General features: G+C 57.4%; 17 protein-coding genes, 1 tRNA gene and 3 pseudogenes. 15 read left to right on the plus strand and 6 right to left on the minus strand.

Annotation, left to right across the window (positions count from 1 at the left end):
* From trbF to ACZ5TB_RS07845, 4 genes are read left to right on the plus strand one after another with little or no spacing between them, the layout of a single operon-like run.
* Complete coding sequence (trbF, locus tag ACZ5TB_RS07830; RefSeq protein ID WP_464790789.1) at nucleotides 1–801, plus strand: conjugal transfer protein TrbF; 801 nt, start codon at nucleotides 1–3, stop codon at nucleotides 799–801.
* Nucleotides 798–1,646, plus strand: a complete 849-nt coding sequence (trbG, locus tag ACZ5TB_RS07835; protein WP_464790790.1) for a P-type conjugative transfer protein TrbG — start codon at nucleotides 798–800, stop codon at nucleotides 1,644–1,646. The genes trbF and trbG overlap by 4 nt, the downstream gene beginning before the upstream one ends.
* Entirely contained in the window at nucleotides 1,643–2,839 is a 1,197-nt protein-coding gene (locus ACZ5TB_RS07840) for a TraB/TrbI/VirB10 family type IV secretion system protein (protein ID WP_464790791.1), read from the plus strand. Before trbG ends, ACZ5TB_RS07840 begins: the two co-directional genes overlap by 4 nt.
* A gap of 2 nt (nucleotides 2,840–2,841) precedes the next feature.
* On the plus strand, nucleotides 2,842–3,072 hold the full coding sequence (locus ACZ5TB_RS07845; protein ID WP_464790792.1) for a DUF2274 domain-containing protein: 231 nt from the start codon (nucleotides 2,842–2,844) through the stop codon (nucleotides 3,070–3,072).
* Between the two features lie 523 nt (nucleotides 3,073–3,595).
* Here ACZ5TB_RS07845 and ACZ5TB_RS07850 read toward each other — a convergent pair.
* Nucleotides 3,596–3,725: pseudogene (locus ACZ5TB_RS07850) on the minus strand (dTDP-glucose 4,6-dehydratase); the annotation flags it as partial.
* A 79-nt stretch (nucleotides 3,726–3,804) separates the two neighbouring features.
* Between ACZ5TB_RS07850 and ACZ5TB_RS07855 the strand changes: the two are divergent.
* Both ACZ5TB_RS07855 and ACZ5TB_RS07860 read left to right on the plus strand, forming a co-directional pair.
* Nucleotides 3,805–4,188 (plus strand): hypothetical protein, encoded by a 384-nt coding sequence (locus tag ACZ5TB_RS07855; RefSeq protein WP_464790793.1) that lies wholly within the window; start codon nucleotides 3,805–3,807, stop codon nucleotides 4,186–4,188.
* 301 nt (nucleotides 4,189–4,489) lie between these two features.
* Nucleotides 4,490–4,563 (plus strand) — tRNA-Gly (locus ACZ5TB_RS07860).
* A 359-nt stretch (nucleotides 4,564–4,922) separates the two neighbouring features.
* Here the strand turns inward: ACZ5TB_RS07860 and rfbA are convergent.
* The 5 genes from rfbA to ACZ5TB_RS07885 are packed head-to-tail and all read right to left on the minus strand — an operon-like array spanning nucleotide 4,923 to nucleotide 9,500.
* A complete protein-coding gene (gene rfbA / locus ACZ5TB_RS07865) occupies nucleotides 4,923–5,792 on the minus strand; it encodes a glucose-1-phosphate thymidylyltransferase RfbA (protein WP_464790794.1) in 870 nt (289 codons plus the stop codon).
* Nucleotides 5,789–6,691: a dTDP-4-dehydrorhamnose reductase gene (gene rfbD / locus ACZ5TB_RS07870; RefSeq protein WP_464790795.1), complete on the minus strand. Its 903-nt coding sequence runs from the start codon at nucleotides 6,689–6,691 to the stop codon at nucleotides 5,789–5,791. Before rfbD ends, rfbA begins: the two co-directional genes overlap by 4 nt.
* On the minus strand, nucleotides 6,688–7,761 hold the full coding sequence (rfbB, locus tag ACZ5TB_RS07875) for a dTDP-glucose 4,6-dehydratase (protein ID WP_464790796.1): 1,074 nt from the start codon (nucleotides 7,759–7,761) through the stop codon (nucleotides 6,688–6,690). The genes rfbD and rfbB overlap by 4 nt, the downstream gene beginning before the upstream one ends.
* A 1-nt stretch (nucleotide 7,762) precedes the next feature.
* Nucleotides 7,763–8,326: a dTDP-4-dehydrorhamnose 3,5-epimerase gene (gene rfbC / locus ACZ5TB_RS07880; RefSeq protein ID WP_464792511.1), complete on the minus strand. Its 564-nt coding sequence runs from the start codon at nucleotides 8,324–8,326 to the stop codon at nucleotides 7,763–7,765.
* A gap of 58 nt (nucleotides 8,327–8,384) precedes the next feature.
* Nucleotides 8,385–9,500: a polysaccharide biosynthesis/export family protein gene (locus ACZ5TB_RS07885; RefSeq protein ID WP_464790797.1), complete on the minus strand. Its 1,116-nt coding sequence runs from the start codon at nucleotides 9,498–9,500 to the stop codon at nucleotides 8,385–8,387.
* A 380-nt stretch (nucleotides 9,501–9,880) separates the two neighbouring features.
* On the opposite strand from ACZ5TB_RS07885, the gene ACZ5TB_RS07890 reads away from it, so the two are divergent.
* The 9 genes and pseudogenes from ACZ5TB_RS07890 to tnpC (ACZ5TB_RS07930) form a co-directional block, all read left to right on the plus strand.
* Nucleotides 9,881–11,566 (plus strand): sulfotransferase family protein, encoded by a 1,686-nt coding sequence (locus ACZ5TB_RS07890; RefSeq protein ID WP_464790798.1) that lies wholly within the window; start codon nucleotides 9,881–9,883, stop codon nucleotides 11,564–11,566.
* Nucleotides 11,538–15,641, plus strand: coding sequence for a glycoside hydrolase family 99-like domain-containing protein (locus ACZ5TB_RS07895; RefSeq protein WP_464790799.1), 4,104 nt, complete (start codon nucleotides 11,538–11,540; stop codon nucleotides 15,639–15,641). Before ACZ5TB_RS07890 ends, ACZ5TB_RS07895 begins: the two co-directional genes overlap by 29 nt.
* Before the next feature lie 422 nt (nucleotides 15,642–16,063).
* Nucleotides 16,064–16,447, plus strand: coding sequence for an IS66-like element accessory protein TnpA (gene tnpA, locus ACZ5TB_RS07900; protein WP_464790800.1), 384 nt, complete (start codon nucleotides 16,064–16,066; stop codon nucleotides 16,445–16,447).
* On the plus strand, nucleotides 16,444–16,791 hold the full coding sequence (gene tnpB / locus ACZ5TB_RS07905) for an IS66 family insertion sequence element accessory protein TnpB (protein WP_464790801.1): 348 nt from the start codon (nucleotides 16,444–16,446) through the stop codon (nucleotides 16,789–16,791). Before tnpA ends, tnpB begins: the two co-directional genes overlap by 4 nt.
* Nucleotides 16,792–16,851: 60 nt before the next feature.
* Nucleotides 16,852–17,847: pseudogene (tnpC, locus tag ACZ5TB_RS07910) on the plus strand (IS66 family transposase); the annotation flags it as partial.
* A 757-nt stretch (nucleotides 17,848–18,604) separates the two neighbouring features.
* The gene (locus tag ACZ5TB_RS07915; protein WP_464790802.1) at nucleotides 18,605–19,843 is read left to right on the plus strand and encodes a tyrosine-type recombinase/integrase; all 1,239 of its coding nucleotides are present in this window, start codon (nucleotides 18,605–18,607) and stop codon (nucleotides 19,841–19,843) included.
* Entirely contained in the window at nucleotides 19,840–20,811 is a 972-nt protein-coding gene (locus ACZ5TB_RS07920; protein ID WP_464790803.1) for a tyrosine-type recombinase/integrase, read from the plus strand. The genes ACZ5TB_RS07915 and ACZ5TB_RS07920 overlap by 4 nt, the downstream gene beginning before the upstream one ends.
* Nucleotides 20,808–21,824: a site-specific integrase gene (locus tag ACZ5TB_RS07925; RefSeq protein ID WP_464790804.1), complete on the plus strand. Its 1,017-nt coding sequence runs from the start codon at nucleotides 20,808–20,810 to the stop codon at nucleotides 21,822–21,824. Before ACZ5TB_RS07920 ends, ACZ5TB_RS07925 begins: the two co-directional genes overlap by 4 nt.
* A 113-nt stretch (nucleotides 21,825–21,937) precedes the next feature.
* Nucleotides 21,938–22,504 (plus strand): annotated as a pseudogene (tnpC, locus tag ACZ5TB_RS07930) (IS66 family transposase); the annotation flags it as partial.
* Nucleotides 22,505–22,518: the final 14 nt, after the last annotated feature.

Raw genomic sequence — 22,518 nt, forward strand, 5'->3', positions numbered from 1 at the left:
ATGTTCTTCAAGCGAAGCATGCAGCGCTATGGGCGCACCCCGCCACCCGAGACGCCCCACCAGCGCGCGGGCCAGCTTTGGGACGAGCGGATCGGATCAGCTCGCGTCCAGGCGCGCAGCTGGCGGCTGATGGCGTTTGGATGCCTGTTCCTGACTGCGGGCACCTCGGCGGCGCTTGCCTGGCTGTCGCTGCAGAGCCGGGTCGTCCCCTATGTCGTCGAGGTCGACCGGCTCGGCGAGGCTCGCGCCGTGCAGGCGGCCGATGTGGGATATCGGCCGACCGACCCGCAGGTCGCCTGGCACCTTGCGCGCTTCATCACCAACATCCGCTCGGTGTCGCTCGATCCCGTGCTGATGCGCCGGGCCTGGCTCGAGGCCTATGATTTTGCGACAAGGCGCGGCGCGCAGTTTCTCGGCGAATATGCGCGCGCGGCCTCCCCCTTCGCCCAGGTCGGCGAGCAAACCGTGTCGGTCCAGGTCACCAGCGTCGTGCGCGCCTCCGACAGGTCGTTCCAGGTCAAGTGGACCGAGACTGTTTTCGAGAGGGGCGCGCACTCCGGGACGAGCCGCTGGACCGCGATCCTGACGATCGCGACCAAAGCGCCCGCCAGTGCCGACGTGCTGCGAAGAAACCCGCTCGGCATCTATGTCGATGCGATCGACTGGAGCCGCGAACTCGACGGCGACACCGCTCCATCCCGGGCGCACCCAGCAGCCCAACCCAGCCAATCCCCCGGTTCCTCATCCACACCAGCGCTGGCGGGAGCCGCTATCCAGAACAGCCAGGAGTACCAGCCATGAAGTTCCGCCATATTCTCCTGTCTGCCATCATCCTTGCCGCCCCGCAGGCTGATGCGCAGACTTTCTCAACTTCCCTCCGCAGCGTCGCCTCGGTCAACCGCAAGGCGACGGCCCAGCCCGCCGTCCAAAGCTTCATCAATGCAATCCAGGTCTATCCGTTCGCCGACGGCGCTATCTTCCAGGCCTATACGGCGCCGGGACTGGTCACGGACATCGCGTTGCAGCCTGGCGAGACTCTCGTCGCGGTAGCCAGTGGCGACACCACGCGCTGGGTGATCGGGGATACTACGTCCGGCATGGATGGCAGTGGCGATAGCGAGGCCAAGCGCACGCACATCCTCGTGAAGCCCTTTTCCGCTGGACTGACAACCAACCTCGTCATCATGACCAGTCGCCGGACCTATCACCTGCGCCTTGCGAGCACGGCCGCGACGGCGATGGCAGGCATAAGCTGGACCTATCCGCAGGACGACCTTATCGCTTTGAAGCGGCAGGCAGACGCCGCGCGCGCCGCAGCCCCCGTCGCCTCTGGCCTCGACATAGCTCGGTTGAACTTCGACTATGCGATCTCGGGCGACCGGCCGTCGTGGCGGCCATTGCGCGCCTTTGACGATGGCCGCCAGACCTTTATCGAATTCCCGCCCGCGCTGGTTCAGGGCGATGCGCCACCACTTTTCCTCCTTGACCCGGACGGCAAGGCTGAACTCGTCAACTACCGCCTGCGCGAGCGCTATTACATCGTCGATCGGCTGTTCGGCGTGGCGGAACTACGACTCGGCCTCAAAAAGCAGGAGGTTGTGCGCATCACCCGACTGGGTGGCCAGAAGCGTTGGAGGGGGGCATGACAACTGCCGATACGCCCGTCCGTTCTGATCCGCCCCAGGCCAAGGTCGATCCTGAAACCCTGGTACTGCGATCGCAGCCGATGAGAGCGGTCCGCTTCCGCCGCGGCGCCATCATCGGCATCGCTGCCCTGGGGTCGGCAAGCCTCATGGGTGTCGCATGGATGGCCCTTAAGCCCCAGATCTTCCGGCAAGTGGCGCAGGAGAGCGAGCTTTCCAAGCCGTCGGCAAACTCCGGCGATGCACTGTCCAGCCTGCCGACAGGCTATGGTGATGTTCCAAGGCTTGGGCCGCCTCTGCCGGGTGACCTTGGGCGACCTATCCTGCGCGCGCAGCAACAGCATCTGGAAGCTGTGGACACGTCGGGCAGCAGTCGATCGACAGCGGACGCTGCGGAAGCCGAAAGGCTGGCGAAGCTCGCGGAACTGAAAACAGCCCGGGAGTCCGGCATTCTCGTCCAGACGAAAACTGTGGACCGCGCGGCCGAGGCTCCGGCGATCTCGACCGCGGTCGTTGCACCGGATGCCGGGACGTCGCCAGCCTCGCAGGATCGAAAGGCGGCGTTCGCCGAACGTCCCGCCACTGGCAGCGACCTGAACACACCCACCTTGGCACCTCCAGCATCACCCTATCTCCTGGCTGCGGGAAGCATCATTCCAGGTAGCCTGATCACCGGGCTGAACTCCGACATTCCAGGACTCGTCACGGCGCAAGTGACGCAAAATGTGTTCGACAGCGTGACTGGCCACATCCTGCTCGTACCGCAGGGCGCCCGCCTCGTAGGAAAATATGACAGCGTCGTCGCCTTCGGCCAGCGACGCGCGCTTGTTATCTGGCAGCGGCTCATGCTGCCGGATGGAAGTTCGCTCCGCCTCGACAATTTTCCGGCAACCGACGCGGCTGGATATGCGGGCCTCGCCGATAGGGTCGATTTTCACAGCTGGTCGCTGCTCAAGGGTGTGGCGATCGCAACCCTCCTAGCCGTTGGCTCGGAACTGACGATCGGTGGCGAAAGCGACCTTGTCGAGGCGATCCGTGAGTCATCGCAGCAGAATGTGTCACGCGCGGGCGCCCAGATCACATCGCGCGACCTCGACATCCAGCCGACGATCACGGTGCGGCCCGGAACACCGGTACGCCTTCTGGTCAGCCGCGATCTCATCCTAGCGCCCTGGCGCGAAAGAACAGGAGAATAGGCATGGCAGAGCTGAAACTGGCCAAGCTGCCGGACAGGACACCGGTCAAGCTGGCCATCACCATAACGCCGGACCTGCAGAATGCCCTGCGCGACTATGCCGCGATCTATGCGCAGGCCTATGGCATAGAGGAACCGGTGGTCGAACTCATCCCCGCAATGCTGACTGCCTTCCTGGACAGCGATCGCAACTTCATCAAAGCCCGAGACGCGGGGTTGCGAGAGAAGGGATGAAGGACGAAATAGTAATGCCGTCTGGTGGTGTGCGGACGGCATCGCCCGTCGATCGCGTGTCCTCACAGAAGCCTGCACCTCCGCACCTTGGGCATCGGAGCGAAATCGATGCAGACCGTGACGACGCGCGAAAGCATCGTCCAGCTATCAGCGAAGGGGCCGCTCTCTTAACCCCGAACGACATCCTCTCACGGCTCAGCATGACGAGCGCGGAGCCAGCGAAATGGATGCGGCGGACGTTCGAAAAGTACCGGGTGCCCTACATTCACCTATGTGGCCAGGTCCGCGCGACGGAGGCGCAATATCAACTGCTGTTGGAAAGAGTAAGCTGTTTTCCATCGGCCGCCGAGGAAAAAAGGGGATCCAAGGTTGAATGGCGCAAGCCTATAAGCATGTCCGCATCAAGGAGTTCGGTTCACGAACGAGTGACGCAGATGCTGCGTCGCACTGATGCCCGAACATGAGCCAACTTGCGCGATCAGTTGATGGTCGGCGCTCCAGCACTCAACGCGATGCGCCGACGTTCATTTGCGCGCCAACCCAAGTCGGCCTCCAATTTGGTCGCATCAATCGCATAGCGGGCATCAAGGCCCTGGGCGATCGCCCACTAATTCGATCAAGTTTTCACGTGGGGCACCTTGGGGAATCAATTCGGGAAAGGCGCGCCCGCATGGTATATACAGGAACGCCACCCGCGGCTGCAGCCGGGCAATGGTGCTCTAGGAGAACGGCATGGAGAAGCTCAACATTGGCACGGATGAGATCGCAGCGCACAACCTCCTGATCGCTTTTGGCATTGATCCAGCCGCAGGCAACCTAGAGGAGGCTGCGAAACATTTCCGGACTCATCGTGAGAGTGCTGAACGCCTACAAATGGAAGCAGCGGCAGAATCGCTGCTGAAGCATTTGGAAACCGCTTTCATGGAACACAATGAACTCCAAAAAGGTGAACAGGGCACCGGCTACGCTGCAGCCGAGCAAGAAGCCATGAACTGGTTCTTCGACAACGCCCCGAAATATCTTGACATCCCATCTGTATCGAAAGGTAAATTACTTCGCGCGATGGTCCGGGATCAAAACAGGAAAAGAGCGGCAGTCGCGCACAAGCGGCTCTGACATTTCTGCATCCAAGGTTCACTGACCGGTTGTTGACGAATGCTGGATGCCGACGAATGACGCGCTTCTACTGTGTGCCAGAGTGAATCGGGCGGCCTGAACATCGCGATTACCTTCGATCTGCCGCACTCCTAACGGAACAGGACACGCGGAGTTGCAGAACTGCGCCAAGGAACAACCTGAATGCACGGTGCGGCAAATGGAGCAAAGCTAAGCCTCTTGTACAATTATCCCGACAAGCGTGAACCCAAACTATTGACGCAGCCCCCAGAACGATGGCAAAGGCGCTGGCTCCTGACGGGCGGGTATAGCTCAATGGTAGAGCACTAGCCTTCCAAGCTTGTGATGCGGGTTCGATCCCCGCTACCCGCTCCAGTCAGGAAGGCGCGTTTAGCGATCAATCGGTTATCGCGCGACGTCGGATAAGGCAAAACGTTCGCTTTTCTGCGTGGGGCCTAGCCAAGGCGCGCTCTCATGGCGTTTAGGACAGCACGGACCTGCAGCACTAGCTGTGCCACAACGGCCGACCGTCGCGATCTTCATTCTCCTTGTGTCCATCGAGCCTGCACAAGGCGCGTGCAGCGTGTTCCATCACCATCTTGTGGGGAAGATTGCAGCGGGCCAGCCTCTCCATTAGCTTTGGTTCTGCACCGAACATACACGATTCACAAAAACGGTTCAAAATGAATTTTACTGATGTGTAAAAATAATTGTAGAATAAATCTGATATCTTATCAGTACTCTTTCAATATCGCATTCAAGTAGCGACCATAATCAGATTTTCCCAGCCTGATTATTGCCCGTTCCATTTCCTCAATGCCGATGAATCCCTGACGAAATGCAATTTCTTCAAGACTAGCGATCTTGAATCCCTGCCGTTTCTCCAGAACGCGTACAAATTCCGCCGCATCAAGCAGACTGTCGGGCGTACCTGTGTCCAACCAAGCAAAACCGCGCCCCATGATCTCCACATTGAGTTGCCCACGTTGAAGATAAACGCGGTTGACGTCGGTGATCTCCAGTTCGCCACGCGGGGATGGCTCCAGATTGGCGGCTATGTCCACCACCTGCGCATCATAGAAATAGAGTCCGGTCACGGCGCAATTTGACTTGGGCTGCTCGGGTTTTTCCTCGATCGAGACAGCCTTCTTGGACTTATTGAAGCTGACGACACCGTAACGCTCTGGGTCCTGCACGTGATACGCAAACACGCTTGCCCCTTCTTTGCGCGCCGATGCGCTGGCGAGCAGTTCGGGCAGCCCGTGACCGTAATAGATATTGTCACCTAGGATCAGGGCCGACTGCTGACCGGCCACAAAGTCGGCGCCAATAATATAGGCCTGCGCAAGGCCGTCGGGGCTGGGCTGTTCAGCATATTCGAAGCTCATGCCCCACTGCGATCCATCGCCCAGCAGTGCCTGGAACGCTGGTAGGTCGCGCGGGGTAGAGATGATCAACACCTCGCGGATTCCCGCCAGCATGAGGGTACTAAGCGGATAATAGATCATCGGCTTATCATAGACCGACATGAGCTGCTTGGAGGTCGCCAGCGTCATCGGGTAAAGGCGAGTGCCGCTGCCGCCGGCGAGGATGATACCCTTCATGCGTCGTTGTTCCTATTAGCGGGTTGCAATCGGGCGATTACGATTTTCACCGCATCATGCCAGTTGGACAGGACTACGCCATGAACCTGCGCGATCAGGCTGCTGTCGAGCCGCGAATTGGCAGGTCGGGTCGCCGAGGTTGGATAGTCTGCGGTGGTGATCCGCTTCACCTGCGCCGATGGCCCTCCCTGCGCGGCGGAAGCGGCGAAGATCGCCTCGGCAAAATCCGCCCAACTTGCCTCGCCCGTCGCAGTCATGTGGAATATACCGCGCAGGGCTGGGTTGCAATCGCGTACCATGTTGGAAGCGACCAACAGTATAGCATCAGCAATATCGAGCGCACTCGTCGGATTACCCAGCTGGTCGGCGACTACGGAGACCTCGTCCCGATCCATCGCAAGGCGCAGCATAGTCTTCACGAAGTTCGCGCCGAATGGGCTGTAAACCCATGCCACGCGCAGGACCGCGCTGTTGTCGCCATGGGCAGCCATAACAGCCTGCTCACCTGCCAATTTGGAGGCACCATAGACGCCTCTCGGGCCCGTCGGGTCGCTTTCGATATAAGGCCGGTATAACGTGCCGTCGAAAACATAGTCAGTGGAGACATGGACCAGCGGCACGCCAAGCGCTCCAGCCGCTTCCGCCACCGCGCCAGCACCACGGCCGTTGACGGCATGGGCCAGATCGCTTTCGCTCTCAGCCTTGTCAACTGCCGTATAGGCCGCCGCTGAAACGATGACGTCGGGCGCTACGGCCTCCAGCGTCCAGGAAACCGATGCCGGAGCGGCCAGATCCATCTCAGGCCGACCAAGTGCGATCACCTCATGCCCGGTCGCTGCACCCCTTTCGAGCAGGCTGGTAACGACTTGCCCCACCTTCCCCGTAACCGCAATCCTCATGCAGCTACCCCTGCAGGCGGCAACCCGGCGTTCAGCCCAAGCCGCTGACCGTCATAACGATCGCACAACGGTTGCCACCACCATTCATTGGCGAGGTACCAACGCACGGTCTTCTCGATACCGCTGTCGAAATTTTCCTGTGCCTGCCAGCCCAGTTCAGTCTCTAACTTGGTCGCATCAATCGCGTATCGAACGTCATGACCAGGGCGATCCGTGACGAACTCGATCAGCCGTTCCCGCGGTGCATCGGCGGGGACAAGCTCGTCCAGCACTGCGCAGATCCGACGCACCACGTCGATGTTGCGCTTTTCGTTACGCCCCCCTACATTATAGGTTCCGCCAGGGACGCCGCGCTCGATGATGAGGTCGAGCGCGCGGGCATGATCATCGACATAAAGCCAGTCGCGCACATTCTCACCCTTGCCATAGACCGGCAGCGCGCGACCCCCGAGCGCGTTGAGGATAGTGAGCGGGATGAGCTTTTCGGGAAAATGATAAGGCCCATAATTGTTCGAGCAGTTCGAAACTACCACCGGTAGCCCATAAGTGCGCTGCCACGCTTTGGCGAGATGGTCAGACGCCGCCTTGGACGCCGAATAGGGCGAACTGGGATCATAGGGGGTGGTTTCCTCAAACAGCCCTTCGTCGCCTAATGAACCATAAACCTCGTCAGTTGAGACATGGAGGAAGCGGAAGGCGTCCTTCGCCGCACCTGCAAGGCCGTTCCAATAGCCGCGCGCTGCCTCGAGCAGGGTGAAGGTGCCCACTATATTGGTCTGGACGAAGTCACCCGCGCCGGTGATCGAGCGATCGACATGACTCTCGGCGGCCAAGTGCATGATGCGGTCGGGCTTGAAGCTCGTGATCGCCCGATCCATCGCGCCACAGTCGCGAATATCCGCCTTCAGGAAGCGATGATTTTCCCTGCCCTCGACCTCCTTCAGCGACGCCTCACACCCGGCATAGGTCAGGGCGTCGATGGTGAGTACCTTATAGCCCTTTTCCAGCACAAGATAGCGGACGAGGGCCGAACCGATGAAGCCGGCGCCACCAGTGACGATCACGCGCATTTCATTCGCTCCAGCTGAAGTAAATGGGAAGATCTGCTAGCAGCGGTTGTTGGCAGTCCTTTGGCGACAATGTTTCGGGGTCAGCGACGGCCGGCCAATCTATGCGGATTGCCGGGTCGTCCCAGCGCAGCCCCTTGTCGCATTCGGCGCTGTAATAACCTGTCACCTTGTAGCAGATGACCGTTCTCGGTTCCATGGAACAAAAACCGTGCGCAAAACCTGGAGGCACCCAGAGCTGCTTGCCGTTCTGGGGTGTCAGCGTCACTCCAACCCACTTCCCATAAGTGGGGGAACCATGACGGATATCGACCGCGACATCGAACAGAGCGCCTGCGGTGCAGCGCACGAGCTTACCCTGAGGGTACGGATCGCTCTGGAAGTGCAGGCCGCGGATAGTGCCCTGTCGAAGGCTCAGCGACTCATTGTCCTGTACAAAAGCGAAATTGCCGCAATGCTCGGCAAAAAGATCGGTGCGAAAGGTTTCCGCGAAATAGCCACGTTCATCACCGATATGGCGGGGAGTGAAGAGCTTAATATCTGAGATTTCAAAGGATTGAACTAGCATTTTCCTCTTCATCTTCCCTCATCTCGGCGCCGACATCTCCCGCAAACGCTGGATATCTTTAATTGCTCAGCGCATTTGCCGTATTGGTGACCGTAATAATCGGCGAGAATAACTGACTGATGAGCTGTATTAGCTTGCTAGGCTGATTGGCCTGCGCATTACCAAAATAAAGAACATCGTTGTCGCGCAGCGCAAACTTCTGAGCAAGAAAATAAGAGCCGGTTTTCATCATATTAAAATGATAAACAACAGGCTTAATTTCATCCGCCTCATGCTTTTCATAACGGAAAACAAAAATAGCTTCTGGATCGCCCTGGCTGCTGCTCGGCCCTCCAGCAGCTGCGATAGCCTCCACCAGCGACATCGCCCCCCGGCTGAACGGCAGCTGCTGCACCCGCCCCGAGGCGCCAAGCACCGAGAATAATAACGGATCCTGGAGAAGGGTCAGGCGGTCACCAGGATATGCCAGCCCATCGACTTCAGCATTCTGCAGTACTTCGCTCAATCGTAGTTCGGCTACATGCGGGCCGCGTCGGACGCGCAGAAGCAAATCTTTGGCATTGCCGCGATAGCCCCCCGCGAGGGCAACCACATCGGAGAGCCTTTCCCGATTGGTTTGCAACACTAGCCGCCCTGGCTGCCCGACCTCACCGCCGACAATGACCGAATTGTTGACGACCTGCTGGAGTGTGACTAAAATCTGAGGGTTCTGAGACAATCCGCGCAAGGAGCGTCGGATCAAATTCTGCACCTCGAGCAAGGTTTTGCCGGCAACGTCCAATCTGCCTGCATAAGGCACGACAATGTGTCCATTATCGTCCACTCTGCTGGGGGGCAGGTTCTGCACCTTCACGGACGGGTCAAAAGTTCCGCCCAATTCCGTTGCCGTGCCATTGAATAGCGGCACTCCCGCTTCATAGATAAAAATGGAAATCACGTCTCCAGGGCCGATCATGTCGGTTGGAGTCGGCGTGATCTCGGGCAAGGCCCACCGCGCGTGTTCAGGTGCGGGCGGCAAGACGGAAGCGTCGCTCACCTCGATGACCGCGATGTCTGTCGTGCTTTTTTCAGCAGATTTGACGATCTGTGGTCCCGTAGGACCGCTTGTTGGCAAAGTAGAACAAGCGCCCAAACAGCAGGACGCTACCAACAATAATTTCAGTCTGTGATCCATATCTTACCAAAAGCTAGTAACCGCCGCAGGCCGACCGCCTCCTTGAATTGCCAAAAGGCTACTCAAGGTGCGCCGACGCAGCAAACTCCCCTGAACGCAAAATGCAGGAATTTCAAGCCGAGCGAATTCCGAGGCTCACATCATACTCGCAGGGGGGGGGGGCGCCCTTGGCAGCCCTCGCTTCGCCGCCACCCACTGCGATACCGACGACATTCGGTCATAATGCAATCCAGACATAGAACCGCTATGCACCATCGTCCTACGCCGGAGAAGGCTTGAAAATCCTTCACTTGGGCACATTCGCCCCGAGTGATTGACTAGGTTGTGCCTTGAGAATCTTGCTCCTACAGTGCGTCGGCGAAGGGAACACGACAAAAGATATGGAAATGAAATTATCTGTAGCAACTCAAAATGAGCGTGTGGGCGTGGTCGTCCTCGGCATGCACCGTTCGGGGACGAGCGCGCTTACGCGTGTGCTAAACCTGCTAGGTTGCGATTTGCCAAAGACCCTGATGGGAGCGCTTCCCTCTAATGAAACGGGTCACTGGGAATCTTTGGCTATCGCGCAACTTAATGAAGAAATCCTGAGTTCTGCCGGATCGAATTGGCATGATTGGCTGGCGTTCAATCCAGACTGGTATTTATCCCCCAAGATGGCCGAGTTTAAGGAGAAGGCCATAATTGCGCTTGAAGAGGAATTCGGGCGGTCTCACCTGTTTGTGCTCAAGGATCCACGCATCTGCCGTTTCTCTCCATTCTGGCTAGATACGATTCAGAGCGCAGGTGTGCGACCCGTTGTTGTTATGCCGGTACGCAACCCGTTGGAGGTGGCAAACTCTTTGTCAAAACGGAGTGGGCTGGAACCAGCACACGGGCATCTCCTTTGGCTCCGACATGTACTTGAAGCTGAGTCAGGCAGTCGTCAATTCCCCAGGGCGGTTTGCTCTTATGAGGCTCTACTGTCTGGCTGGCCGAATTTGGCGGCCGGACTTCAAAACACTTTTGATGTTAGCTGGCCTCGCATGTCGGCCCAGACGCGCGAGGAAATCGGTGGATTCCTGAGCGATCGACTACGCCATCATCATGAGTCGACTGCAAAGATTATCGACGATCCGTTCCTTTCCCCTTGGTTGCGCGAAACATTCGCGATCTTCGTTCGCTGGATGGAGGGGACGGAGCAACAAACCGACTATGTGACGCTTGATCGCATTCGTGCGGAACTGAATGGGGCAGCTCCGGCCTTCTCACGTCTAGTTTCCGTAGGCTGGCACTCTGGACGCAGGGTCAAGGCGCTGGATGCGATTTTGAAGGAAGAGCAAGACGAGCATTCGAGAACCCAGAACATGCTTTCTCAACGCACTTCCGAAGTTGAAGAGCTACGAGCGCAGTGCACCCAGGCGCAAGATGTCATTGCTCAGCGCACTTCCGAAGTCGAAGAGTTACGAGCGCAGTGCGCCCAGGCGCAAGATGTCATTGCTCAGCGTACTTCCGAAGTCGAAGAGTTACGAGCGCAGTGCACCCAGGCGCAAGATGTCATTGCTCAGCGTACTTCCGAAGTCGAAGAGTTACGAGCGCAGTGCACCCAGGCGCAAGATGTCATTGCTCAGCGTACTTCCGAAGCTGAAGAGCTTAAATTAGAATTAGACAACATTCCAATAAATCAACAGAAAGAATCTAATAATGAGATATCTGAATTAAAGGCGAAGCTTAGCGACAGATTTAGAGAGATTGCCACGCTGACTAGCCTTCTTAGAGAGAGAGAAGGCGCCGCTCAGCGCGCTGAAGAAAAGATTGTTTGGTTTCGTGAATTATCAGATGTCTTGGCATCGGGAGTTACATCTGGGTTGAAGGGACAACTATACTCGCTGATGCCCGCGCCTATTCGGATCAAGAAACAGAAAGCAAAGCTAGAACGAAAGCGAATTTTCGATTCCGCAGCATATCTCAGATCCTATCCCGACGTAGCAGAGGCGGGAATTGATCCGCTGTTACATTATATAAAGCACGGCATGGATGAGGGGCGCCGGTTGGGCTTTGATGGCAAAGAGCGCAAAGAGGGCCTATAAAGCTGTGAAGAAGGTGACCCAGAAAGAAATCAGTTCATTGCGCGCATCCCAAGAGTTCGATGAAGAGTGGTATCTCCAAGAGTATCCAGATGTTGAGATGCTCGGCATGAGTCCACTTGAGCATTATTTATGGATCGGCCAGAAATTAGGACGGCTTCGATTCCCGTCGCTTCCCCATATGGATTCTAGACGTCTTCAGCCGCCTTCTGAAAAAATTATCTGTGAGGCTGGTGAGAACGGCTACGCAGACCTTTTCTCCCTAAGGGCTATGCCTTTCAAGGCGGAGAGGGCTATTTTGGCCCACGTCACTAATTATCAGCAATTCAGAGAGCTGGATTCCGCCTTAAGATGCCTTAGGCAAAAATTCGATCTGATATTATCTGTTTCAAATTCAATGCTCATTGACGAGCACTGCTTGTCCAAAAATGCTAATAATTTGGCAATTGTTTTCCACCAAAACACCAAATCTGCAGCGTCGTCATTCATCCATATTGCTAATTCGGGTGCTTTATCCGACTATACCAGTGTATGTTGGATTAATGGAGAATTAGGCTTTTCAAACTCTGCGCTTCAGTCCGTGTCCGAGTGCTGGAGCAGCACGAACTTTCAAGATAGCCTTTTTTCTTCATCATTGACGAATCTTTCCAGAGAACAACAGGCAAGCGTAGCCGGGCCAATAGGCACATTTTTTGCTCGTTTAGGTCGTAAAAAGCCAGTGGCTATCCTCCAATGTCCCGTCGGGTCAGTTACAATCATCCCCCCTCTTGTTGTCCACCAGCTCACCGCCTATCGCATCCAGCCTACCGAATTATCGGATCGGAAAGCCTCAGCGCCGCTTATCTCAGCCATTCTCTCGTCCATCTGTGATGAGGCCGGTATCGCTAAAAAGAGTTTTGAACCCGGGAAGCCAAAAGAGGCTCGGAAATCGTCGAACCGCGCCATTAAAACGATAGCGTTCTACCTTCCGCAATTCCATCCGATTCCAGAAAATGATTCTTGGTGGGGAAAGGGCTTCACTGAGTGGACAAACGTGGTCAAGGCGCGACCGCTGTTTCGCTCCCATGGCCAGCCGTATCTACCTTCCGATCTCGGATATTATGATCTGCGCCTACCTGAAACTCAAAAGGCACAAGCGGATCTTGCCCGCCTTTACGGTGTCCACGGATTTTGCTATTATTACTATTGGTTTGACGGCAAAAAGCTTCTCGAACAACCGCTTGAGCAAATGTTGTCTTCAGGGCAACCAGACTTTCCATTTTGCGTCTGTTGGGCAAATGAAAACTGGTCGAGAAATTGGGATGGGCAAAATCGCCACGTCCTTCTCGAACAATCGTATAGCATGGAATCCAACCGCGAGCTAATCCATGAATTCATCACAATGATGAAGGATCCTCGTTATATCCGACATGATGGGAAGCCCGTTCTGCTGGTCTATCGAATTCGAGTAATTCCGAATTGGATGGAAACTTCGGAAATGTGGAGAGATGAATGTCGCAAGGCCGATATCGGCGAAATTCACCTGTGCGCAGTTCGTTTTGGATTAGAGCCTCTGGATGGACATCCGTCAGAATTTGGTGTCGATGCCTTTGTGTTATTCCCTCCTCATGAAGCAGAAAAAGTTGACGCTAAGTCTGAGGTTTTAGACCTAGCTCCTGATTTTAACGGTACGATTTTCGGCTACGATGCTGTTGTTGATGGCGATATTGCGCGTTTCGAAGAAGGCTATCCATGGCCAGTTCATCGCGGCACTATGTTGGGTTGGGACAACACCGCCAGGCGACCTCGAGATTCCCGAATCTTTATTGGAGCGACGCCGGCTCGCTTTCATCATTGGTTGAAAGAAGTCCTTCGGCAAGAAGAACAATACAACCTCAATAGCGAAAGCCTCGTTTTTGTTAATGCTTGGAATGAATGGGCTGAAGGTACAACTTTGGAGCCATCAACACGCTTCGGTCGCGGCTATCTTGAAGCCGTCAAATCAGCTTTAGGGGGTGTGGATTGCGATGGATCTATCAATGCTCATGCCAGTGGAACCATAGATCTTGGAGAACCCCCGCTCAGTTTCGAATGGTATGAAGGAAACAAGAAACCTATTGAGCACGCTTCGACTGTACTCGTTTGTGCGCATGTTGTAAGCCATCAACTGTTCGGCGGAGAACGCAGCTTTCTAGATGTGCTTGATGCATTATCTAACCTCCAGATAAACATCGTCGTCGCCCTACCAACTAAAAATCATGACTTTTACATAAAATTAGTGCGAGAACGTGCGGTAGGCGTTGCGGTAATACCCTATCTCCAATGGACCAATCGGCGTAATCCCGATGAGCATATCGTCGAAGCATTCTGTGACTTAATTGAGTTTAGCCATACTGATATCGTTTACTCAAATACGATCGTATTGGTTGAGCCGGCGATTGCAGCCCGCCGCCTAAAGAAAAAATCGGTAATACATGCAAGAGAGCTGATCAATCACGATCCTGATCTAACCGAAAAGATCGGTTATTCAAAAGAAGATATTTTGCGGGACGTTTTTGATAGATCTGATTATATTATTGCCAACTCAATGGCAACATATGATTTTTACCATCGAGAGAATCGCACTTTTGTTGCACCAAACATTGTGAATGCCACCGATCTTGATTTTCCGAATGTAATATCTGAAAATATCGTCTTTGCGATTGCAAGTAGCAACTTGCCGAAGAAGGGTGTCGGTGACTTTCTGGATGTCGCTCGACGCTGCGAGTTCATAGCTCCTTCTGCGCGTTTCCTGATATTCGGGCCTGAAAACTCTTACACTGACGAACTAAAAAGGCGGGGCCTGCCTACAAATTTGGCCCTCGCTGGCTACGCAGAGAATCCCGGCGTAGTTATGAAAGCTGCCAACGTTATCCTGAGCCTGTCACATTTCGCAGAATCATTTGGGCGAACGATTGCTGAGGCGCAGGTAGCTCGCCGCCCAGTAATTGCGTACCAACAGGGAGCCGTCCCGGAACTCGTGGAAGACGGTATAACCGGATTCCTGGTACCTCCGCACGACGTCGAAAGGATCTGTGCGATTATATCTCGCCTATGTGAAAACCGCGAGTTGATCGCTATGATGGGAGAAGCAGGGCGCGCGAAGATACAAAGGCACTATTCACCTGAGACCCTCAGGGATAATCTGTGGCACGCCTTCGAAAGCATATCGAATTATCATATTCCAATGAGAAATGATCGATCTCCGCAATGTACGGTGATTGTTCCGATATTTAATGCTTATGATGAATTGAAATCCTGTCTAGTTTCTATAGAAAATCACATTGATCTAAGCGCAAATCGAGTTTTGCTCATAAATGACTGCAGCACGGACCCTCGCATTGCCCCTCTTATGAGAGAATACGCGTGCCGTGCAGGATTTCATTTAATAATAAATAAGAAAAATGTGGGATATACTGGCACTATCAATATAGGTATCCGATGGGCTGGTGAAGATGACATATTGCTTCTGAATAGCGACACGATCGTAACGTCCGGATTTTTGGACGGATTGCAACGTACGGCATTTCATCGGGGTAAGGTGGGCACCGTAACGGCAATGAGCGATAATGCTGGAGCATTCTCCTTTCCCATTTCAAATAAGCCCAATCCAAAACCTAAGGACGTTTCTTATGATGAGCACGCCGCATCTATTCTGATTCAGACTGTTGGCTGTGAACCAGTCGAAGTTCCCACTGGATCCGGATTTTGCATGTACATTCGCCGAGCGCTTTTCAATGCTATTGGGTTTTTTGATGAAGAAACTTTCCCTCGTGGATACGGTGAGGAAAATGACTTTTGCATGCGCGCGCTAAACGCAGGATGGCGTAATTTTATTTCCCCCCACGCTTATGTATTCCATGTCCGAAGCGCCAGCTTCGGCGCTGAGAAAGAGAAGATTATCGAGGGCGCTGTTGCAAAGGTAACCACCCGCTATCCTGACTACGCTGATAAGGTAAGGTTGGCTTTTTCCTCAAAACCAATACAATCGTTGAGAAGTGCGGTAAGACGCGCGGTAGCAATGCAGACGCGTCCTGACGGCCAAACCCCGCTCCCCTGAAGCGCAGGCCGGTTTTGACCCTGTCCCGGAAAATGCCTCCAGCGGGAATGAGAGGAATCTGGCAAAATCGAAGCTGGACACCTCGAAGAACCGCTGGATTTGAGCGGTAGGGTCGAAGATGTGGATTGCGGTGGCGTGGCAGGACTGATGTTGCGGCGTATTTCTCAGCGATTTCCATATTCCCGGTGCCGCTTGGGCCGGATTTTCCATCAAGCAGGCGCAGTTGGACACCTCGAAAAACTGGTGGCGTCTAGCGGCTTGAGGTGATTCACTGCCGGTGTACGCCGTAAGCGGGGCCTGACGGCCGCCTTGCGCGCCACGCATCTGCCGGGATGATTGCCGCTCTTTGAGCGGGGTGACGGGTGTCGGACGGGATTGAAGATTCAGCTAGCGGTGCAGCGACTACTCATACGAGCGGTCGTATGAGTAGTCGGATAGAGGTCGTTAGCCGTGTGTCGGGCCGGCGGCGCTGGACGGTGGAACAGAAGCTGGCCGTGCTGCGGGATGCATTCGGCCCGGAGGGCTGCGTGCGCGCGGCCTGTGAACGCCATGATGTCGGCAGCGGATCGATCTACACATGGCGGCGACAGGCGATGTCCGGTGAACTGGCCGGGGTGCGCAAGCCGATCGAGCCCGTTTTTGCGGAGGTGCAGATCAGCGAGCAGCCAGCCTTACCCGCCCCAACGGTCGTGGCACGCAGCGACGGAGTGATCGGCATCGAGCTGCCGTCGGGCATCAAGGTGAGCGTTGACGCCACGGTCGATGCCGATGCCCTGTCGCGGGTGATCGGCATCCTGACGCGATGATCCCGCTGCCGCCCTCAACGCGGATATTCCTGGCCTGCGGCGCGACAGACATGCGCAAGGGTTTTGACGGGCTTGCCGTGATGACGCAGCAGGTTCTGGAGCAAAGCCCGCATTCCGGCGCGCTGTTCGCCTTTCGCGGCAAGCGCGGCGATCTGGTGAAGCTGCTCTGGTATGACGGCCAGGGCATGTGCCTGTTTTCCAAGCGGATGGACCGGGGCCGGTTCGTGTGGCCATCGACCAAGACCGGGTCGATGGTGATGACGGCGGCCCAGCTTTCCATGCTGTTGGAAGGCATTGACTGGCGGCGGCCGGAGCGCAGTTTTACCCCGTCACTCGCAGGCTAAAACGTCCATTTTCCGGTGCTTTTTCTGGCATTGCGGTCGCTGTTCCGCTATAGGATCGCGGTGTCGGACGCAGGCATTTCCACCGCTGACAAAGACGCTCGGATCGCCGAGCTCGAAGCTGCTTTGGCGGCCGCCCACGCCGATATTTCTGCCCGCGACATCCTGATCGACACGCTGCGCGTGCAGATCGCGCGCCTCAAGCGGATGCAGTTCGGCAGGTCGTCCGAGAAGCTCGACACCCAGATCGCACAGCTTGAGCTGGCGCTCGAAGAACTTGAAGGCGAGGCCATCGTCGCTGCCGCGCGTCGAGGCGGTCCAGTAGCCATCGATCGGCCATCGCCGGTTCGGGCGCTGCCCGCCCATTTGCCACGCGAAGAGCGGCGGATCGAACCCGAGCAGGGCAACTGCGCCTGTCCCGACTGCGGCGGCGCGTTGCGGCCCCTGGGGCAGGATAGCGACGAGATGCTTGATGCGGTGCCGGTGCAGTGGCGCGTCGTTCGGACCATCCGGCCCAAGTATAGCTGCCGGTCCTGCGAGAAGATCGTGCAGGCGCCCGCGCCGGTAAAAGCCATTGCCCGGGGCAAGGCAACCTTCGGCACGCTGGCCCACGTCGTCGTCTCCAAGTTCGATCATCATCTGCCGCTTTACCGCCAAGCCGAGATCATGGCTGCGCAGGGTATTGAGATCGACCGCTCGACGCTGGCGGGCTGGGTTGGACAGGCATCCGTGCTGCTCGACCCGATCGTCAGTCGCATCCGCGAGGTCGGCCTGACCGCTTCGAAGATCCATACTGACGATACCCCGGTTCCCATGCTTGATCCGGGCCGCGGCAAGACGGCAACCGGCAGGCTCTGGGCTTACGCCGTCGATGATCGAGGTTCCGGAGCCACCACTCCCTCGCTGGTCTGGTATGAGTTCACCACCGATCGCACAGGCGCGCATCCCCAGCGCCAACTGGCTAACTTCACGGGCTATCTCCAGGCCGACGGCTATGCCGGTTATGACAAGCTCTACGACACGAACCGCATCACCGAGGTTGCTTGCTGGGCGCATTATCCAGAGCATGGTTTTATCTGGGGTATTTTGGGATATAGTCCGTGCTTGCCGGAGATTTCGGCCTACTGGGCTCCAGATAAAAGCCGCGACCTCGCTGTTGGGGGCCGCCGCGTGCGGGGGCGACGTTGCAGATACCATTGCGTACCAGGTCGACGATCGAGGACTATGTCGCCACGCAGGAGTGGCGGCGCGCGCGACTGTTGCGCTGCCCGCTCCATCCGAGCGGCGGCTGTGCATTTCGCCGTCACGGTAGCTATGCGCGCCTGACCAGCCCGGGTGTACGGATCGCTCGTTGCTACTGCCCACAGGGGCACATAACATTCAGCCTGATCCCGGATTTTCTCGCCGCTCGGCTGCCCGGTTCGCTTGCCGCGATCGATCGCATGGTTGGGATAGCCGCGTCGGAGCGAAGCATGGAAGCCGCCGCAGACGCAGCACGCGGCCCGGATATTTCCCTTCCAGGCGCGGTGCGCTGGCTTCGCCGCCGCGTTGTTGCGGTGCGCAGATCCGTTGCCGCCGTCAAAGTGATGGCGCCCCGGATGGCGAAGCCGAGCTTGCCGGTGAGCGACGTTCCAGCCCTTGCGACGCTCCGCCTAGCCCTTTCCCCGCAGCTGTTGCACTGTATTCCGGCACCCTTGGGATTCCGACCCATCCAGAGGATAGGCATTGTCGGCGATGCCGATGGCTCTTGCCAACACGATGCGGGGCGTGATCATGCTTTCACCGTCAGCTACGCTTTGCCGATCGAGGTAAAGCCATGCCCGTACATGTCGATCATATCGCCGCAGCCGACCCTGCCGCGCCCACCTCCGACGATATCCGCCGTATCTGGAGCGCGGAGCGGCGCCTTGGGGCAGGAACAGCGATTGTCTATCTGAACCGCATCCAGCAGTTTCGTACCTATTGCGCCTTGCACGGTTTGGTCGAGCGAGATGAGTTGACCCTCGAACGCGTTGGCCGCTTCAAAGACTGGTATGCAAAGCGACGAGGGCTAGATCCGCTTTCTCTCAGACTTTCCAGCAGCGCCCTGCTGTCGCTCAGCCGTGTCTATCATTGCTTGGGGCTTGCCCCACCTGACTGGCGACCGCCTCGTCCAGGGAAGGCTTTGCTGCCGCCGTTGCTCGCGCAGTATGCCGCCTATCTGACTCAGCATCGCGGTAATCCAGAGGTGACGGTTCACAAGAAGCTGGGCCACATCAGTAGGCTTCAGGATCACTTGATCCAGGCCGGCAAGGACTGGCACTCGATGCAGATAACCGATGTCGACGCATTTCTGGTTGGCCGCGCCGCGCGATATTCCCGATCGCATGTGAGCGACATTGCTTGCACGGTACGCTGCTTTTCCCGTTTCCTGCACTGGAGTGGGCAGAGTCCGGTCGATATCAGCGAGGCCGTGATCGCGCCCGTGCAACGACGGCACGAGCGACCGAGACGCGCCCTTTCCTGGGACGATGTGAAGCGGCTCCTGATGGCCGTGGACAGATCGAGTCCGCAGGGCCTTCGCGACTATGCGATCCTGCTGATGATGAGCGCCTATGGCTTTGGCGCCGGCGAGATCATCCGCTTGCAGTTTCGGGATGTCGACTGGGATAACAGCACGCTGTCAGTCCTGCGCCCAAAGACGGGCGTCGCATTCACGCTACCGCTGTTGCCACCCGTCGCCAAGGCGCTGGCAGAGTATCTACGGGACGGCCGACCCGCTGATACACCCACCCGCCATCTTTTCGTGCAGATGAAGATGCCGCTGGAGCCATTCGCGGCTTCGAGCGCGATACGCCACATCGTGATGAAGCATGCGAAGATCGCGGGGATCGATGCACCATTTCTGGGCAGCCATGTCTTGCGACATTCTCACGCGGCGCGCCAGATAGATCTGGGTGCGCGGCCCCAAGTGGTATCGGATCTCCTTGGTCACCGGGATCCTGAGTCGGTCTCGGCCTATGTGCGGATCGCCACCGCATCCCTGCGCGAGATCGCATTGCCGGTGCCGACATGACCACCGTCATCGTCCTGGAAGAGTTGAGGAACGACGCAGCGAGCTTCCTGGCGTTCAAGCGCGCCATGGGCCATCCCTATCGACGCGGCGAGTTTGAGATCGAACGCTTCCTTCACTTCGTCGAAGACCAGTGGGGCAACGATGTCGATATTTCGCTGGCCGAAGCGATTAGCCGCTGGTGTGAGCGTTTGCCCGACCGCAAGGCGGTCACGCTCGGCAATGAGTTCGGGGTAATTCGTCAACTTTGCCTGCATCGCCGGCGTCGCGATCCCACCAGCTATGTGCCCGAGCACGCCTTTGCGCCGGTGAAGGAGTCGACGTTCTTCCCTTATATTTTCAGCCGCGACGAGATCCGCCGCATTCTCGCCGCCGCGTCAGCGCACCAAGGCCGCTTCATATGGGCATCGATGCTTCGAAGGCTGATTCTCGTGCTCTACTGCACCGGCCTCAGGCTCGGCGAGGCGGTGCGCCTGACCATGGATGATGTCGATCTCGACCGTGGGACTTTGCTCATCCGCAACAGCAAGCGGCGTACGCGGATCGTCCCCATGCGCGACGATCTTGTCGCAGAGCTTGGTCTCTATGTCGATGATCGATGCCGACTGCTTCACGATCGTGGTCAAGGGGATTGCGAAGCGCTGTTCGTTCGCCTCAACGGCGCGCCACTCCACACCCACGCTGCGTCCGACGCTATTCGCAACCTCCTGCGCCGCCTCGATATTAAGCCCGCGCAGGGCCGCGTCGGAGCGCGCCCATATGAGTTTCGGCATGCGTTCGCGGTTCACCGCCTGACAGCATGGGCGGAGGAAGGCGCTGACATTCACGCCAAGCTCCCGTGGCTTTCTGCCTATCTCGGGCATCAGAACGTCATTGGCACCGAGGTCTATCTGAAGGCGACGCCGCAACTCCTGGAACTCGCGAGCACGCGCTTCGAACAACATATGCGCCACGCCCGGCAGCCACGATGAAGAAGGCCGGACCTCAGGTGCTGTTCGCTCTGGTGGAGTCGTTCTTCTCCAACTATCTGCCGCGCCAGCGCGGCGCGAGTCCACATACGACGCGCGCCTATCGAGACACGCTCAAGCTGCTGTTTCAGTTCGTTGCCCAGCGTCGCGGCCGCGAGGTCGCCGCGCTTGTGCTGGAGGATCTCGACGCCGAGACCGTCGCCGGGTTCCTCGATCATCTCGAGGGCGGAAGATCCAACTCCACCGCGACACGTAACTGCCGCCGTGCCGCGCTTCGCAGCTTCTTCAAGCACCTCTTGCGCAACGATCTCGATAATGCGCTCCGCTACACGCAGGTGTTGGCGCTGCCGTCGAAGAGGGCGAGGCAGAAGCCCGCAACCTACCTCGAAGCAGCTGACGTGCGGGCCATCATCGCCCATCCCGATCGGCGGACCCGCAGTGGCTGGCGCGATTACACGCTGCTGCTTTTCCTCTATAATTGCGGCGCCAGAGTGAGCGAAGCAACCGGTCTGCTGTGGCAGGACCTTCAACTGACGCCACCGCACCAGGCCCGATTGCGTGGGAAGGGCCGCAAGGAGCGGCTCGTTCCGCTATGGCGCGAGACGGCCGACGCGTTGCGGCGCCTGCAAAACCTGTCGGGCGCTGCGGGCCAGCAACATGTTTTCATGAACCGCCACGGCGAACCGCTGACCCGCGATGGAGCCGCGTACATCCTTACCAAGCATGCCTCGCCAGTCGTCCAGGATCGACCCAGGCTGGCGCGTGACCGCATCACTCCTCACGTTTTCCGCCACAGCTGCGCCGTCGCGCTTCTGCAGTCGGGCACCGACGTGACCGTGATCCGCGATTATCTCGGTCATTCCAGCATCGCGACCACGAACCGGTATATCTCGACGAACCTGAAGATGAAGCGCGATGCGCTACAGAACTTTTGGAAGCACGCCGGTATCGAACCCGCAACGGCCACGCCTTGGAAGCCAAAGCCGGATCTGCTTTCGTATCTCCGGTCCCTATGATTTTATCACGAGTTCCACACTGACCTTTTCCGCCGATCCCGGACGTCAGAAACGCGTGGCCCCAGATAAAACCATGCTCTGGATAATGCGCCTTATGTCGATCTCGACATAAGGCGCATTTCCGGCGGAAGATATTCGACATCCACGCCACCAAGCCCACGCCGCTCACCACTGATTTGCTGCAACGCATCGGCCAACTCTATGAGATCGAGGCAGAGGTTCGAGGCCAGCAACCCGAGATCCGACGACGAAGCCGACAGGACCGCACCCAGCCATTGATCGACGAGCTGCGTCAGGCACTCGACGATGCCCTGCGCCGTCTCTCGCCCAAGTCCGAGATGGCCAAGGCGATCGCCTATGGCCGCAAACGCTGGGTCGCGCTGACGCGCTTCCTCGACGATGGGCGCCTGGAGATCGACAATAACATCGCGGAACGCGCCATGCGGTGCGTGGCCTTGGGCCGTAAGAACTGGCTGTTCGCCGGATCAAAGACAGGTGGTAATCGCGCCGCCGCCATCTATTCCGTCATCGAGAGCGCCAAACTCAATGGCCTCGAACCGCAGGCCTATATTGCCGACGTCATCGCCAAGATCGCCGGCAACTGGCCTGCTGCCCGCTGGGATGAACTCATGCCGTGGAACTGGCGGCGAGATCAGCAACCGATCGCCGAAGCCGCCTGACCTGCGGCCTCCAG

Source organism: Sphingobium sp. TomTYG74 (assembly GCF_055393875.1).

Bases quoted from the DNA above. Each gene is read 5' to 3' on its own strand.
- trbF (WP_464790789.1), top strand. From the start codon at position 1: ATGTTCTTCAAGCGAAGCATGCAGCGCTATGGGCGCACCCCGCCACCC.
- trbG (WP_464790790.1), top strand. From the start codon at position 798: ATGAAGTTCCGCCATATTCTCCTGTCTGCCATCATCCTTGCCGCCCCG.
- ACZ5TB_RS07840 (WP_464790791.1), top strand. From the start codon at position 1,643: ATGACAACTGCCGATACGCCCGTCCGTTCTGATCCGCCCCAGGCCAAG.
- ACZ5TB_RS07845 (WP_464790792.1), top strand. From the start codon at position 2,842: ATGGCAGAGCTGAAACTGGCCAAGCTGCCGGACAGGACACCGGTCAAG.
- ACZ5TB_RS07855 (WP_464790793.1), top strand. From the start codon at position 3,805: ATGGAGAAGCTCAACATTGGCACGGATGAGATCGCAGCGCACAACCTC.
- rfbA (WP_464790794.1), bottom strand. From the start codon at position 5,792: ATGAAGGGTATCATCCTCGCCGGCGGCAGCGGCACTCGCCTTTACCCG.
- rfbD (WP_464790795.1), bottom strand. From the start codon at position 6,691: ATGAGGATTGCGGTTACGGGGAAGGTGGGGCAAGTCGTTACCAGCCTG.
- rfbB (WP_464790796.1), bottom strand. From the start codon at position 7,761: ATGCGCGTGATCGTCACTGGTGGCGCCGGCTTCATCGGTTCGGCCCTC.
- rfbC (WP_464792511.1), bottom strand. From the start codon at position 8,326: ATGCTAGTTCAATCCTTTGAAATCTCAGATATTAAGCTCTTCACTCCC.
- ACZ5TB_RS07885 (WP_464790797.1), bottom strand. From the start codon at position 9,500: ATGGATCACAGACTGAAATTATTGTTGGTAGCGTCCTGCTGTTTGGGC.
- ACZ5TB_RS07890 (WP_464790798.1), top strand. From the start codon at position 9,881: ATGGAAATGAAATTATCTGTAGCAACTCAAAATGAGCGTGTGGGCGTG.
- ACZ5TB_RS07895 (WP_464790799.1), top strand. From the start codon at position 11,538: ATGGCAAAGAGCGCAAAGAGGGCCTATAAAGCTGTGAAGAAGGTGACC.
- tnpA (WP_464790800.1), top strand. From the start codon at position 16,064: ATGAGTAGTCGGATAGAGGTCGTTAGCCGTGTGTCGGGCCGGCGGCGC.
- tnpB (WP_464790801.1), top strand. From the start codon at position 16,444: ATGATCCCGCTGCCGCCCTCAACGCGGATATTCCTGGCCTGCGGCGCG.
- ACZ5TB_RS07915 (WP_464790802.1), top strand. From the start codon at position 18,605: ATGCCCGTACATGTCGATCATATCGCCGCAGCCGACCCTGCCGCGCCC.
- ACZ5TB_RS07920 (WP_464790803.1), top strand. From the start codon at position 19,840: ATGACCACCGTCATCGTCCTGGAAGAGTTGAGGAACGACGCAGCGAGC.
- ACZ5TB_RS07925 (WP_464790804.1), top strand. From the start codon at position 20,808: ATGAAGAAGGCCGGACCTCAGGTGCTGTTCGCTCTGGTGGAGTCGTTC.